The 15,143-nt window shown below is 44.2% G+C and carries 12 protein-coding genes; 1 reads left to right on the forward strand and 11 read right to left on the reverse strand.

Translation table 11 applies throughout. The features are described 5' to 3' along the window. Window positions 1–45 precede the first annotated feature (45 nt). Window positions 46–915 carry a DUF3025 domain-containing protein gene (locus NO989_RS09545; protein WP_371342434.1) on the forward strand — a complete coding sequence of 290 codons (870 nt, stop codon included), beginning with the start codon at window positions 46–48 and terminating at the stop codon, window positions 913–915. Between the two features lie 478 nt (window positions 916–1,393). Here NO989_RS09545 and NO989_RS09550 read toward each other — a convergent pair whose 3' ends face one another. The 11 genes from NO989_RS09550 to NO989_RS09600 all read right to left on the reverse strand — a co-directional run bounded on the left by NO989_RS09550 (window position 1,394) and on the right by NO989_RS09600 (window position 15,125). Continuing rightward, window positions 1,394–2,098 carry a YIP1 family protein gene (locus NO989_RS09550; RefSeq protein ID WP_371342435.1) on the reverse strand — a complete coding sequence of 235 codons (705 nt, stop codon included), beginning with the start codon at window positions 2,096–2,098 and terminating at the stop codon, window positions 1,394–1,396. 277 nt (window positions 2,099–2,375) lie between these two features. Further along, complete coding sequence (locus NO989_RS09555; protein WP_282766454.1) at window positions 2,376–4,100, reverse strand: SLC13 family permease; 1,725 nt, start codon at window positions 4,098–4,100, stop codon at window positions 2,376–2,378. A 16-nt stretch (window positions 4,101–4,116) separates the two neighbouring features. Beyond that, the gene (gene cysN / locus NO989_RS09560; RefSeq protein WP_014948795.1) at window positions 4,117–5,532 is read right to left on the reverse strand and encodes a sulfate adenylyltransferase subunit CysN; all 1,416 of its coding nucleotides are present in this window, start codon (window positions 5,530–5,532) and stop codon (window positions 4,117–4,119) included. 1 nt (window position 5,533) lies between these two features. Then, entirely contained in the window at window positions 5,534–6,325 is a 792-nt protein-coding gene (gene cysQ / locus NO989_RS09565; protein ID WP_321825227.1) for a 3'(2'),5'-bisphosphate nucleotidase CysQ, read from the reverse strand. Further along, window positions 6,325–6,921, reverse strand: a complete 597-nt coding sequence (gene cysC / locus NO989_RS09570; RefSeq protein ID WP_049585841.1) for an adenylyl-sulfate kinase — start codon at window positions 6,919–6,921, stop codon at window positions 6,325–6,327. The genes cysQ and cysC overlap by 1 nt, the downstream gene beginning before the upstream one ends. After that, window positions 6,921–7,835 (reverse strand): sulfate adenylyltransferase subunit CysD, encoded by a 915-nt coding sequence (gene cysD / locus NO989_RS09575; protein WP_014997781.1) that lies wholly within the window; start codon window positions 7,833–7,835, stop codon window positions 6,921–6,923. Before cysD ends, cysC begins: the two co-directional genes overlap by 1 nt. A 265-nt stretch (window positions 7,836–8,100) precedes the next feature. Beyond that, window positions 8,101–9,606, reverse strand: coding sequence for a sodium/proline symporter PutP (gene putP, locus NO989_RS09580; protein WP_039227233.1), 1,506 nt, complete (start codon window positions 9,604–9,606; stop codon window positions 8,101–8,103). Between the two features lie 116 nt (window positions 9,607–9,722). Beyond that, complete coding sequence (locus tag NO989_RS09585) at window positions 9,723–11,471, reverse strand: GGDEF domain-containing protein (RefSeq protein ID WP_231515013.1); 1,749 nt, start codon at window positions 11,469–11,471, stop codon at window positions 9,723–9,725. Window positions 11,472–11,900: 429 nt separating this feature from the next. Next, window positions 11,901–12,605, reverse strand: coding sequence for a DUF3379 family protein (locus tag NO989_RS09590; protein ID WP_014948800.1), 705 nt, complete (start codon window positions 12,603–12,605; stop codon window positions 11,901–11,903). After that, a complete protein-coding gene (locus NO989_RS09595) occupies window positions 12,598–13,155 on the reverse strand; it encodes a sigma-70 family RNA polymerase sigma factor (protein ID WP_014976004.1) in 558 nt (185 codons plus the stop codon). Before NO989_RS09595 ends, NO989_RS09590 begins: the two co-directional genes overlap by 8 nt. 116 nt (window positions 13,156–13,271) lie before the next feature. Further along, a complete protein-coding gene (locus NO989_RS09600) occupies window positions 13,272–15,125 on the reverse strand; it encodes a DUF885 family protein (protein ID WP_371342436.1) in 1,854 nt (617 codons plus the stop codon). Between the last annotated feature and the right edge of the window lie 18 nt (window positions 15,126–15,143).

Genomic DNA, 15,143 nt, shown 5'->3' on the forward strand with positions numbered 1-15,143 from the left:
ACTTGCTCAGTATAGAGAAAACCCCAGAGCGAACCAATAGTTGATATGCAATCAGACTCAATCCCTTTCTGTAAAGACTACTTAAAAAAACACGCAAGTTATCCTGTAACCATTCTCTTAGATGAACTCGGTTTAACGAGTCATAGTAAGTTTCCATCTCCTGATGTGCTTAATGAACTTACATCTAGATATCACAAGCAATGGACGGGGCCTGTATTTAAAGGACAGAGTCAGTTTTCAGAAGATGAACAGCGTTACTATGAAACGATTATTAGTGAAGATGGGGTTGTCCCTACCAGAGAGCAAAGCTGGCACGATTTGTTTAATGCACTGATCTGGCTGCAATTTCCCAAAACAAAATCCTTATTAAATGAACTGCATATAAGCGATATCGAGGCATACGGCGTAAACCCTCGCACCGCACGTCGCAATCGGATTACCCACTTTGATGAATGTGGCGTGGTGCTGGCGATAGAAGAGCCCAGACCAAGTGGCGTTGAATCGCTAGAGGTTTTCCTACAGCAACTGGCCACCCATGAATGGGAACAGGTATTTCTAGCAAGTCGAGGACGTTGGCATGCTGAAGTAACGCCCTATGTATTTGGGCATGCGAATTTAGAAATGATGCTGAACCCGTTTATTGGGCTTACTGGAAAGTGGCTCGCGGTTTCAGTGCCTCAAGGATTTAATGAGCTCGATAAATGGCAACAACGCGCCGTACTCGACGATGCAATGTCAGCCCGAATTTCAGCACTCGATGCCTTTCAGATCACACCGCTCTTAAAGCCCCTTCCTTTGTTAGGCGTGCCTTTATGGCATTCACCGCAGGATGCGAAGTTTTATCAAAATAAAGATTATTTCAGGCCGTTACGACAAGGGGCTAAGCCAACGAAACAGCTGCCGCTGTGGGTGTAATACCAATCCGCATAGATAATTGCCCACTCAGAAGGCGCTGGCAAGTTTCCTAGCAAAGCGTGGGAATGCAGGAATGGCTGTTCCCTTTCAAATTCCCAGAATGAAGCTAGGAAGCTTGCCAGACCTTCCCGAAGGGCGAGTTTAAAATGTCCGTACTCTTTGTTGTGTCACCTTGATGTAGAACCACTATACCTGCGGTAACACGCCGCGATTACGAACATTTTAACTCTCGCTGAGTGGGTAATGATCTATGCGGATTGGTATAATGATACTTCGTGTGACGACAAAAGCGGCAATGATGCTATTCATGGGTAGTGAAAGAAATGAAAGGGTGCGTCTTTTTAAAGTAAGGCTGCGCGGCCAGTTTATAGAAACGCTGTACTAAAACACTGTAATCACAAACATTATATTCATAACTACTGTATTAATAGCACAGCGCACTTTTCGTATAGTGGGCGCGTTACATTCGCAAGGTTAATTAGAACAAGGCGAGGGCAATCAACCAGATGCCGTAGATAACAATATAAGGTGCACTTGCAATTAATGCCGCCTTTTTAAGAGAAAAGGCGGTCCATTGAGTAATACCTACGGTGGCTAAATAAATGCCCCAGAATAGCTCTACCCTTAACGCCTGGCCGAAAGCGTACCAAGGCGAGTCCATCGGTATATTCGCAATATACCCAAGGGACGCTGGCGATAAAATTGATGGCGCTACTTGATGGTCGCCTGCGAACAACAGCAAAGCAACACCCACCAAACCAGTAAGCACATAAGGCATTGAAAGCCACCAAGCGAAACCATACCAGTCAGTAAAGCCAAACACATGACTGTCGTCAGAACGGGTCATTAAATTCACGTACACGGCGTAAATGGCGTTTACGATAATAGGAATAAAAAAGGCACCTATAACCGATGACCAAAGCAAAGCATCCCTGGTGAAGAAGGCCTTCATTTGCTCTTCTTCTGCCGGACTCATATCCCCTTGCGCGGCAATATTCATCTGAGCGAACCATTCAATGTCAACGAAGTTTACATACAAGTACTGGGAAACAAGCGAAATTGCCATGATCAAAATAAATGGCATCCAGCTCCAATTGTTGTTTTCACCTACTGCTTTAAATACGCCATTAGGCTTGAAGAAAATATCGTTACACGCTTGAAAGGGGTTCGTTACATTGTGCATCCCTTGCTCCTATTTCGTTTTTCTTATTACTCTGGCTCTGGGTAAAGCCATGAGTCATTGTTAGCTTGCCAACAGGCAGGCAATAAATAGAGTTATAGATTACTGTTGGCTACAGGTGTTGTACAGCACAACATCTTGATATTTGTAAGAGAAAATGAATGTATTGAAAGGTTATAAATAAAAAAAGGGAAGCGTTCGCTTCCCTTTACGTAATACTGCTGATTGCTGCTCTATCTTTGGCGATTTTATATGTCCTCTCAAAACGCGCCGCAAGACCTTACAAATAAGTAATATTAAGCAGTGTCAAAACTATGGTGCTGTACAACAGCGAAATAGGCAGTCCAATTTTTATAAAATGCGAAAACTTATAATTCGCCGCATTATAAACAAGCAAGTTGGTTTGATAGCCGAATGGTGAAATAAAACTGGCACTTGCTGCAAATGCTACCGCTAACGCAAATGGCATTAGCGGTGCGCCAATGATTTGCACTAACCCGTAGGCAAACGGGAACATTAGTGCCGCAGCAGCGTTGTTGGTAACGAACTCTGTTAAAACCAGTGTTAGCAAGTAGATGACTAACAATGCTATGAACCAGTCAGTACCCGACAACACTGGCATAAGTGCCTCGGTGGTTATATTTATAACCCCTGAATTTTCTAATGCGGTTGCCAGGCTTAGCGCGCCCACAATCACTACAATCAAATTCAACGGTAAATTTCGCTTCATTTCGCCGTTTGACGTTACCCTTACGCCAATTAGCACAGCGGCTAAAAACAGCAGACCAATGGCCAGTGAAATGACATTAGTTGCAGCCAATAACACCGTGGAAAGGAAGCCGCCAAGGGTAATCCACTCTTGCTTGTTGGTTAGTGGGCGGGCGATTTTTTGCTCTGACAAAATAAAAAAGTTTTTATTTAAATTTTGACGAGTCGCAAAGTCTGGGCCTGTAGCTAAAAGTAAGAAGTCACCTGCTTGAAGCTTAATTTCTCCTAACTTGCCTGACAGCTGCTCTCCATCGCGGCGAATGGCTACAACAGCCGCATCAAATAGGGCTCTAAAGCCAAGTTTTTTAATGGTTTGCCCAATAATTTGAGCGCGATTGGCAACAACTACCTCGGTTAAGCTCTCACGCAATACCCCATCGGTCTCAGCAAACATGCTTAGCCCCTTTATGTGGCTAAGGTTATCAAGCTTTTGAACGTTGCCAGAGAAGATCAGTTTGTCGTTTTCCAGAATGACCAGGTCAGGCCCAACAGGAGATATCAGGTTGCCATTGCGCACCACTTCTACCAAAAAGAGTTCTGGTAAGTTACGTAAATGGTTTTGTTCTACGGTTTTGCCTATGAGCTCTGAACCAGACTCCACTTCGGCTTCAACCATATACTCGTGATAGTTATTACTCTTATTGCCAATATGAGGTAGCAAAGGCAGTAGCAAAAACATGAGAAGACCACAGCTTAAACCCGCTACGGTGCCATAAAGTGTGAAGTCAAAAAAGTTAAAGCCTGGATGCCCGTGCTCTTGCAAAAAGCTGTCTACGATTAGGTTGGTAGACGTACCGATTAAGGTGACCGTACCGCCTAAGATAGCTGCGTATGAGAGCGGGATCAGTAATCGAGAGGCAGGATGATATTGGTTTTGCTTAATTGGACCAATAAGGCTTGCCACAATAGCAGTATTGTTCAAAAGCGCAGACGATAAAAAGGTCAGTGAAAACAAGCGCCAATAGGATTGAGTAAAGTTAGCACTTACTAGTTTCCTACCTAGGCGTTTTATTAACGCTGTTTTATCAATTGCACTGCTTACCAAAAGCAACAAAACAAGGGTAATAAGCCCCTTGTTTGTTAAATTTAGCAAGATGTCATCAAGAGATAACTGCTGGGTAACCAGTAAAGCTAACACTGCACCAGAAAACACAGTGGAAGGGCGCTGATTGGTAAAGATCAGCGCGCATATCGTACCGGCAAATACTGCCAGTACGATGAACTGGGTCACATCCATATTGCTCCAGTCCTGCTTAAAGTTTACTGATATCCACAGAGTTCCAATGCGGGAAGTGCTTGCGTACTAGTGCATTGAATTCAAGCTCGAACTCAGAGAAGTTTGGTGATGTATGCTGTGCGTCACCCGCAATTTCGTCAATGATCATACCTGCACCAACGGTTCCGTTGGTCAAGCGATCGATAACGATGAATGAACCGGTAGGGCGGTTGCGCTTATACGGGTCGCAGGCAACAGGTTGAGTAAACTTAACATCTACTACACCAATCTCGTTAAGATTTAAGTGCATGGCATCCGTTTCTTCCAGCGTGTTCACATCAATTTGATTATCGATATGAGCAACTACCCCTGGCGTTGATTTAGTCGCGAACTTAAACAAGTATTGCTTGTTTGGCATTAGCGGCTCTTCAGACATCCACACAAGGTGAGTTTTAAATTGCGTGTTAAGCAGTGGCAAGTTGTCTGATTTTACAATCATATCGCCACGAGAGATGTCAATTTCATCTTCTAGCGTTAACGTTACCGCTTGAGGTACATAAGCGCGCTCTTGGTCGCCTTCAAACGTAACGACTTGCTTCACCTTTGATTTCTTACCAGAAGGAAGTGCCGTTACTTCATCACCAGGTGCAACTTGGCCAGATACCACGGTACCCGCAAAGCCGCGGAAATCTAAGTTAGGGCGGTTAACGTATTGTACAGGGAAGCGAAAATCTTCTAAGTTATCGTCTTCACCAATTTCAATGTTTTCCAACATTTCCATAAGTGGCGTGCCGTCAAACCATGGTGTCTTTTCGCTCTTGCCTACTACGTTGTCGCCTTCAAGTGCTGAAATAGGTACGAACTGAATGTCAGGAATATCAAGCTGCTCAGCAAACTTCAGGTAGTCTTCCTGAATTTGCTTGTACACTTCTTCTGAATAGTCCATCAAGTCCATTTTGTTGATAGCAACAATAACGTGTTTTATACCTAGAAGAGAAACCAGGAACGAGTGACGTTTCGTTTGTACCTTAACGCCGCCGCGAGCATCAACAAGAATAATAGCAAGGTCGCACGTTGACGCACCGGTTACCATGTTACGGGTGTACTGCTCGTGCCCCGGAGTATCTGCGATAATAAACTTACGCTTGTCAGTAGAGAAGTAGCGGTATGCTACGTCGATAGTAATCCCTTGCTCACGCTCAGACTGAAGACCGTCTACAAGAAGGGCAAGGTCAACTTTCTCGCCGGTAGTGCCCACTTTTTTACTGTCTTTAGTGATAGCTGCAAGTTGGTCTTCATAAATCATTTTAGAATCGTGAAGCAAGCGACCAATTAGGGTACTTTTACCGTCGTCTACGCTACCGCAGGTAAGGAAACGTAGCATGTCTTTCTTTTCGTGTTGTTCTAGGTAAGACAGAATGTCCTGTCTCAATAATTCGTTTTCATTGTTCATGTTATGCGCTCACAAGGAAAAAGGGGTTTAACACAGACTCTTTTTGGTTGTACGTAAGAGCGTCAGCGTTGTCATCTAATGGATTTTCAGGGTCAAGTACGGTTACGTTTGCACCTGCCGCTAGTGCGACTGCGTGCGCTGCACCTGTATCCCATTCAGATGTTGGGCCTAATCGAGGGTAAAGATGTGCTTCGCCCTCAGCCACCAAGCAAAGCTTCAGTGAGCTACCCATCGCCACAAGCTCGGTTTCACCTTTAAGCTGTGCCAATAAATTCTGAATTTCTGGGCTTTGGTGAGAACGACTACCTACCACTTTCCACACTTCGGCACCATCGTGCTTGCGCGCAGAAATAGCGGTAAATTCGCCATTTACTTCAGTCCACGCACCTTCACCAACAATACCTACATAGCTTTTGTTTAGTGCTGGCGCGTAAACCACACCCATGGTCGGTTTACCGTTTTCGATAAGTGCAATATTTACCGTAAACTCACCGTTTTTCTTAATAAATTCTTTAGTGCCGTCTAGCGGATCAACCAGCCAATACGACGACCACGATTTACGCTCTTCCCATGAAATATCTGCTGACTCTTCAGAAAGAATCGGCAGGTCAGATTCTGCTTCAAGGGCATTAACGATTACGTTATGTGCGGCAAGGTCAGCTTCTGTTAGCGGACTGGTATCCTGCTTTTCATAAATGGCGAAGTCTTTCTCGTAAATGGTCATTATCTTATCGCCGGCTTCTTTGGCGATAGCTAGCACTTTTTGTGCAAGACTATTTAAAGGTTGTGTCATTACACCAATCCCTTTTCTTGAAGCAAAGCATACAAACGTTCAGCGGTTTGCTCTGCTGGTTCATCCTGATAGGTTAAGTGTACTTCTGGCGCTTCAGGTGCTTCATAGGCTGAGTCAATACCAGTGAAGTCCTTAATTTCACCGCTACGCGCTTTCTTGTATAGCCCTTTCGGGTCGCGTTTTTCACACACTTCAAGAGGTGTATCGACAAACACTTCTACAAACTCTCCGTCTTCCATTAAGCTGCGGCAATAATCGCGGTCGGCTTTGAAAGGCGAGATAAAAGCGGTAAGCACAATGGTACCGGCATCGACAAACAGTTTAGCGACTTCGCTAATGCGGCGAATGTTTTCAACGCGATCTTTATCGCTGAAACCTAAATCGCCACACAGACCGTGGCGCACGTTGTCGCCGTCAAGCAGATAGGTGTGCTTGTTCTGCTCGTGAAGCTTTTTCTCAAGCAAGTTTGCTAAAGTCGATTTACCAGAGCCGCTTAAACCCGTTAGCCAAAATACACGAGGTGTTTGACCAAGCTTTTCAGAGCGGGTGGTCTTATTTACTTCGTGTTTATGCCAAACAACGTTGTCGGTGGCCATTAGAAGTACCCTTCCATTTTCTTCTTCTCCATAGAGCCTGCGCTGTCATGGTCGATAACTCGGCCCTGACGTTCAGACGTCTTGGTAAGCAGCATTTCTTGAATAACTTCAGGTAGGGTAGCAGCTTCTGACTCTACCGCACCGGTAAGTGGGTAACAGCCAAGAGTACGGAAACGTACAGAGCGCATCTCTGGTACTTCACCTTCTTCTAGCGGCATACGGTCGTCGTCAACCATAATAAGAATGCCGTCGCGCTCGACAACAGGGCGAGGCTTAGAAAGGTAAAGTTGTGGAATATCGATGTTTTCTAGGTAGATGTATTGCCAGATATCTAGCTCAGTCCAGTTAGACATTGGGAATACACGAATGCTTTCGCCTTTGTTAACCTGAGAATTATAAATATTCCAAAGCTCTGGACGCTGGTTTTTTGGATCCCAGCGGTGGTTGCTGTCGCGGAATGAGTAAACACGTTCTTTGGCACGTGATTTTTCTTCGTCGCGTCGAGCGCCACCAAATGCAGCATCGAACTTATATTTGTTCAGCGCTTGCTTAAGTGCTTGGGTTTTCATGATGTCAGTATGTTTTGCTGAACCGTGGCTAAATGGGCCAACGCCAGCTTTAACACCTTCTTCATTGATGTGAACAAGCAAATCAAAACCGTGCTTCTTAGCTTGTTCGTCACGGAACTTAATCATTTCACCAAACTTCCACGTGGTATCTACGTGTAATAGGGGGAAAGGAATTTTGCCTGGCGCGAACGCTTTACGGGCAAGGTGAAGCAGAACAGAAGAGTCTTTTCCTACAGAGTAAAGCATAACTGGGTTCTCAAACTCAGCAGCAACCTCACGGAAAATCTGGATACTCTCGGCTTCGAGTTGTTTCAAATGCGTTACAGACGGGATACTAGCAGTCATTTTGAAGTCCGAATTTTATGTTATATACAAAAAAGTTATATATGGGTTATTTTTCTGCATAGAACGATAACATATTTAATTTCAAAAGTAGTATGCGATTTTGCTATTTAAAATAGCTATCTTATTCCATTAAATAAAACTGTCATGCAATTGAAGCATAAGCCACTTTTTTCAAGGCCTATAAAAAGAAACAAGCCCTGTTTAGTAACATAAACAGGGCTTGTTATTCACTTTCGTTGCGAATGACTTATTTCGTATCGTTCGCTTACCTTTCAGTCAATTTGGTCTGGAAAGCGTCGAACGTATCAACCACACCTTCTCTTGGCGAGCCAGATTTACTTAAAATCATGATGGTTAAGCTAGATAAAATAAACCCAGGGACAATTTCGTACATCCAGTCACCAAGCTTTTGGCCGCCGATTTCAATAGGAAGATAAATCCACAGTAACACCGTCACTGCACCAACGATCATACCACCTAATGCAGCACGGCGAGTCATTTCACGCTTAAACAGGCTAAATAGTACAAGCGGTCCGAAGGCTGCACCAAAGCCAGCCCAAGCATTACTTACAAGCGTTAAAATGGTGCTGTCTCTATCATAAGCTAGATAGATTGCTACGAGCGCGACAACTACTACGCTGACTCGACCAGCAATAACGAGCTCGCCATCTGACGCATCACGTCTTAGGAAGGCTTGATAAAAGTCACTGGTTAGTGAACTTGAGGTTACCAACAGCTGAGAAGAAATAGTACTCATGATCGCCGCTAAAATCGCAGCGAGCAGGAAGCCACCGATGAGCGGGTGGAATAGAATTTGAGATAAGTAGATGAAGACGGTTTCTGGATCGATTTCGTTTCCGTTACCTGTTACATAGGCAAGGCCGAAAAGCCCCGTCATTAACGCACCAATAATCGACACAATCATCCAACTCATACCGATATTGCGCGCAGTTGGTATATCTTTAACAGAACGTATCGCCATAAAACGCACAATGATATGAGGCTGACCAAAATAACCTAGGCCCCATGACATCAGTGATACAATGCCTATTACGCTTAGTGCTTCATTGGTAGACGCATCCATAAATGCATCGAAAAGCGCCGGATTAATGGTATCTAAGGCGTCAATTGACGCGCCGATTCCACCCAACTCGCTAATAACAACGGCAGGTACCATAATGAGAGATACAAACATGATGCACCCCTGAACGAAGTCGGTCATGCTTACTGCCATGAAACCGCCTACGAGGGTATAAGCTACGACGACACCCGCGGTGACGTATAAGCCAGTCTCATAAGTTAATCCAAATGATGTCTCAAAGAGCTTTCCGCCAGCTACCACACCAGAAGAGGTGTAAAGCGTAAAGAAGACAACGATAACCACAGAGGCTATAACGCGCAATAAACGCGTGTTGTCAGCGAAGCGATTTTCAAAATAGTCGGGGAGGGTAATGGAGTTGTTGGCTACTTCAGTGTAAACGCGAAGGCGTGGAGCAACTAACATATAATTTGCCAGAGCACCGAGTGTCAAACCTACGGCAATCCAGCCAGCAGATAAGCCTGATACATACATTGCACCGGGTAAGCCCATGAGCATCCATCCGCTCATATCCGATGCACCTGCTGAAAGCGCGGTTACCGCGGGGCCTAGTTGGCGGCCGCCAAGCATATAGCCTTCTACGTTGGTGTCTGTCTGCCGATAAGCGAAAAGGCCTATCCCTAACATTACAACAAAATACAAACCCAACGAGATTATCGTGCCAGTAGCCATATAAATTCCCTATGTTTTTTCTTTCATGCTAACACCTATGACATAGAGTCTCTATGTCAGTCAGCGACCTTGCATGTTTTCTATACGGTAATTCGTAAATAAAGTTTGGCGAAAGGTTAAATTGGAAAAGATGCAACGCGCGCTCGACCTTCTCTTTTGGCTCTGTAGAGAAGCTCATCACACATCTTGATAATGGTGTCTAGGTTGGTTTCTCCGTTGACGTCTAACAGACCCGAAGAAAAACTCACGGAAAACATTTCTTTTGTATTGCTCCAGTGTTTCTGGCGAGAAAGCGCGAAATTCAGCTCGTCCAGAATTCGCTTAGCAGACCTTTGGTCGGAGTCGGAAAAGTAAATCAAAAACTCTTCGCCGCCATATCGGCAGAGCTTGTCTGACTTACGAATTCGGTTTTTGATAATCTGCGTAAAGGTAGTCAACACTTCATCACCGACAACGTGGCCGTATTTGTCATTAATCTTTTTAAAGTTGTCGACATCAAGTAGAGCAATACAGGACGCTTTATTGCCTTTCAGTGCTTTTTTCAAACTGTTTAGCATAGCTCGTCGCGTGAGAGCACCGGTAAGTGAGTCACGCTCAGCTAGCAAGTCGCTCTGTCGTTTTGAAATCCATAGCCATAGTGCAAGAATGATGAGAATTGTGATAATCAACGCAAAAATGGTGGTTTTCATTGCTTCTTTGTCGGTAGAAAGGCCATCTTTTTCACTTCTGAGCACAGTGAGTTCTTTTTGTCGATATCGCGCTAACTCGATATCTTTCGCAATGCCGTCGGTAAACGAAGAATTTGATAACTTGAATTGCTCAGTGTTTTTTTCAACAAGAAGCCTATTGTAGGTTTTCGAATGCTCATATGCTTTTTCGTAGTCACCCGAAGCATCGTAAAGCCTAGAAAGCTCCCGCTCTAACCTAAGCTTGATTTTTTCTTTAAAACCCGAATTTGGAATAGTAGCCAGAACGATATTGCGGTAACGCTGAAGGGAGTCTTGAAATTTAGCATCATCGTTCAATACCGCTGCGTAAAGTGCATCTGCGTAAGCTGAAAGCTCCTCAGTTCTTTGTTTTACCTCTGTGGTATCAAGCTGCCTGATTTGCGTCATGACTTCTTGCGCTAGCAGTTCATATCCTTCGCTTTTTTGAAACACTACTACACGAAGTCTTTGGACATACGTCAACAACTTTTCGTGCACTGACGTTACTGTGGACAAATGCTCTATTGCGTCGTTTGACATAGCCAATGCTTCTTCAAACTTATTTTGAATTAACAATGAATCGATGGCCGAGAAGTAGGCCCAAGTCTTTACCATGGTGTTGTTATCTTGCGTTTTACTTTCAATGATCTCTTTTGAGTGGAAAAATGCTCTGCTTGGAACGAAGAGTTCCAGGTAAGCACCTCTCAGCCAATCATGTGCAATTACGTTTGATAACGCATTTTCTAAGCTTTTGTCTGATGAGTATCGAGGAAGGTGCGGTAACGCATATTCGATTTCATTAATTGCTTGTATTGGGTTCGCAAGGGTGAGTTCCATCGCTAACCATATGCTAGCTATAGCAGTGGCTCGTCGACTCCCAGTTTCTAGCGCTTCTCGCTGTAAGCGGCGCAGTTCAGGAACAGAAAAATTTACCCTATGGTCAGAGCCTTTAAAATCATTTACCGCTCTAGCATAAATGTAATATGCCTTCGCAGCAGCGAAAAGCTCAGGCTTAATTGTCTTAAGCTCTTGCCAATGCTTATCTAATAGAGGCTCTTTAACGAAAAGTGGGATTCTCGGCGAGTCAGCATCATTCGCAGTATAAGTGGCCAACAAGTGTCTAAATATCACGCCTTCACTTTGCGTGTCATTCTGCAAACCGGCGCTCGTTAACATAGCAATGATATTCTCATTGCTCACCTCGCTAGGTGTATTCCAATGATAAATTGCCGTTGCAGCTATATGACTATAATTATCAAGTTTTTTTAGTCTAAGTGCGTTGGGAATATCTATACTTTGAGCAAAGACAGTGAAACAAGCTATTGCAGGAATCAAAAGGCAAATCATTAGCCTTGTAAAACGAAACCAAGCGCTCATTGTGATGGAGACCTCTTTACTGCGGGTAAGTGAATGAAGTGATTAACTGAAATTAAAACGGACGTTTTAACCTTTAAGTCGGAGTATAAGTTTTATTGAACAGGGTTTCATCTTAATTTTGGGCAAAAAAAATCGGCCCATAGGGGCCGACGAAGGGAAGTGCTAAAGATACGCACTTTTTTGGAACACTTTACAGTTACTTAACGTGTGTTAAGCAGAGAATTGAATCCTTTCTGACACCGCCTTTTTCATATCGCTTAAATCAGCATCTTTATCGCCAACAATCATTACATTGGCATGCTTCATTTTAATGCTCTCTCCATGGTACTGACCATCGGCAAACTCGCTTGGAACTGAGACATCTCCACGTTCAGGTACTACGAATACCGACATCTTGCCTTGCGGCGTATTCACAATCAGATGAAGGCTTCTAACTGTGCTCAAATGACAATAGTTTGCGACCTCTACACCGTCGAGCATTTCGCTAAAGCTGCCACCAAAGCTTGCTAGCTTTGCGTTAACCATATTCAAATCAACAGGAAGCAACGAATGAGCGTGTTCCATTTCTGCGTACTGCATATGGGCAAGTGCTTGTCCGCCAATACTAAGCGGTTGGTGGTACCACATGGTAAGTCCGATACCTACAGTGAAAGCAACCGATGCAGCCATGGCTAAATACCAGCGACTTCTGCGTTTATAACGGGTGAATTCGTCTGCAGACTGCTGCCATATTAGCTTGCTTGCGAGATCCTCTGGTACATCGACTTTCAATGCTTGCTTTAATTGCTTATCTAACTGCTTTTGTTCATTCCAGAAACTGCGTTTACTTTCATCCGCTTTTGCCGCTTCTACAACATCACTGTCAGTCGTTTCTGGATCGGCGTAGATACGACGCCTAAATTCTAACTCATCCATTTACACGACCTCTCTGTTCATTTTGCTTCTCTAATGCCTCTTTTAGCTGATTCCTCGCTCTGAAAAGGCGAGTCATTACCGTGTTTTTGTTAAGCCCTAACTGGTTGGCGATCTCTTCGCCACTAAAACCGAAAATCAACTGGAGTATTAAGGGTTCACGATACTCCACACTCAATCCACCTAATAGTCGCTGAAGCTCTCTATCTTTCAAGTCCCCATCAGCATGCTGTGTGTCATCTTGAATATGGCAATCATCAATATCTACTGTGTCGAACTGTTTGCGTTCAAACCGACGGGCGTTTTCGCGGCGAAGAATGGTGATTAACCATGACTTTGCTGCTTTTTCATCATTTAGGGCGTCTAATGAGCGCCAAGCACGTAAAAAGGTTTCCTGAACAACATCTTCAGCAATGCTCTGGTCTTTGATAAGCCAAAATGCATAGCGGTAGATGTCGGCGTGAAATGCCTTTACTAATGCTTCATATCTTTGGTGTTTTGCTTTCATACCCGATAAGACCTGAGCACTATCGGATTTATTTCGCCCAAACATAAAAAAATCCAAAAACTTAATTTTTTCTCACTATGGCATAAAAAACGCGCCATTTCGTTAGCCGAAAGGCGCGTTTTCATTTTATTTCCAGTGATCAGAGCACCTAGTTCGAAAAACTAGGTACGTTTTTGGGAAGTAATCCAAGCATTAATGTTTTCTTCTAAAATAGAAAGTGGGACTGGACCGTACTTCAACACCTCGTCATGGAAGCCTTTCCAATCAAACTTGTCACCAAGTTCAGCTTGGGCATGCTCTCTAAGTTCCATAATTTTAAGTTTACCAATCATATAGGCCGTAGCCTGACCTGGCATAGCAATGTAGCGCTCAATGGCTTTTTGCGCGTCGTATTCAGGGTTTGGCGTATTTTCAACAAGGTAATTTACGGCTTCTTCACGCGTCCATTTTTTCGCATGAATACCCGTATCAACCACAAGTCTGCAAGCGCGCCAAAGCTCCATGGCTAGACGACCGAAATCAGAATAAGGGTCTTCATAAAAGCCCATATCTTTTGCAAGTTCTTCGGTATATAGGCCCCAACCTTCTGTGTATGCGGTAAAGCTCAAGAATTTCTGGAATTGAGGTACACCTTCTAGCTCTTGTGCAATAGCGCGCTGCATGTGGTGACCTGGGATGCCTTCGTGATACGCCAGCGCCTCTAACTGATAAGTAGGCATTGCTTTCATGTCATAAAGGTTTGCATAATAAATACCTGGGCGGCTGCCATCTTGCGCTGGGCTTTGATAAAACGCCTTGCCCGCAGACTGTTCGCGGAATGCTTCAACCCGTTTAACAATCATGGGCGCCTCTGGAAGAATACCGAAGTATTCAGGGATAGCTTCTCGCATGTCGTCTATGGCTGTTTTCGCCATATCAAGGTATTGCTGTCTACCTTCATCGGTTGAAGGTAGATAGAATTGCTCGTCTTCACGCATGAAAACGAAAAACTCTTGAAGGCTGCCTTCAAATTTCACTTGTTTCATAATGTCGCGCATTGCATCGTGTATGCGCTCTACATTGTCTAAGCCAATTTGATGGACTTCTTCAGCGGTTAGGTCTGTAGTGGTAAACCAGTTTAGACGATTCTGATACCATTGATCACCATTGGGTAAGCGCCACACACCATCGCCTTCAGGCGTGATTTCCCTTTGATGAGCGAGTTCTTCAATAAACTTCTCGTATGACGGCATGACTGAAGTTACCAAAGCGGCTTTCGCTTCACCTAATAACGTCGTTTTTTCCGCCTCTGTGATATCCAGGCTATTTACTTTATTTTGAAAATCTTCCCAGATAGTTGAAGATGTTTCGCTAGAATCAAACGGTGCGCCGGTAATCACGTTTTTTGACGCATCAATCATTTGATCGTAGGCCCATGCAGGGGGGAATACGCCGGCTTTTTCGCGAACTTTCATTTGTTCGATAACTTGATCAAAGTACGTACGTACATTGTCTAGTCGTCCAATGTATGCCTTAGCGTCCTCTTTACTCTTTACGCTGTGAATGTTGATAAGGAAGCTAGGCACTTGTGTATGTGCGGCGCGGAACTGATGTACAATGTAACGGTGATGTCGAAATTCGTCGTTAGCTAAATCGCGCTCAATACCCAATTTATACAGGCGCAAGCTTAGCTGTTCCTGTTCACTTAACTGACTGGTGTCAAAACTATTAAGCTTTTCTAGTCGGTTTTTGGCGATAGCAATGCGAGCGTCAGCTTCTTCGTCACTGATGTCATCCCATTTGTCATAGTCCCATTTTTTACCCAAGTAACTTTGAAATAATGGCGAACGCTTAAGATCTTCTTCAAAAGTACGTTCGAAGAACGCATTAAGGCGCTCTGATTCAGACTGCCCGGCTGGCTGTTCTGTTTTAATAGGTTCTGGCGCTGTTTTAGCGGTTTCACTTGCAGGAGAGCAAGCCGTAAGCGTGGTAATGGCCAACGCAATTGGCGTTAGCTTTACTAGTGTTTTCTTCATTATATTCCCCGTCGCGTT

The sequence above is a fragment of the Alteromonas sp. DY56-G5 genome (assembly GCF_041414725.1).
In the GTDB taxonomy this organism is placed as follows: domain Bacteria; phylum Pseudomonadota; class Gammaproteobacteria; order Enterobacterales; family Alteromonadaceae; genus Alteromonas; species Alteromonas macleodii.